Raw genomic sequence first — 291 nt, 5'->3', positions numbered from 1 at the left:
CCACGCCGTCCAGGTAGCCGTAGCGGGTGTAGGGGAAGCTTTCCACTTTGACGGTGGCCGCCTGCCCCGGCCGCACAAAGCCGATGTCTTTGTTTTCGATCTGCGCTTCGATTTCCAGGGTTTCGTCTTGCGGCACCACGGCCAGCAGCGGCTGGGCTTCGGTAACCACGCCGCCCACGGTGTGGATGGCCAGTTGCTGCACGCTGCCGGCCACCGGCGCGGTCAGCCGGGTCAGCGCCTGGCGTTGGCCGGTCTTTTTTTGGTCTTCGCCGTATTGGCGCATTTGTTCGC

The 291-nt window shown here is 64.6% G+C and carries 1 protein-coding gene; it reads right to left on the bottom strand.

The window, feature by feature from the left end; translation table 11 throughout:
• Window positions 1–291, bottom strand: a 291-nt coding sequence (locus HA052_RS27255) for a beta-barrel domain-containing protein (protein ID WP_206119085.1), incomplete at both ends; no start/stop codon positions are given.

Origin of the sequence: Chromobacterium fluminis (genome assembly GCF_011602385.1) — a bacterium.
GTDB classification, from domain to species: Bacteria; Pseudomonadota; Gammaproteobacteria; order Burkholderiales; family Chromobacteriaceae; genus Chromobacterium; species Chromobacterium fluminis.
The sequence above is the reverse complement of the archived record's forward strand: the minus strand, read 5'-3'. Positions and strand labels throughout refer to the sequence as shown.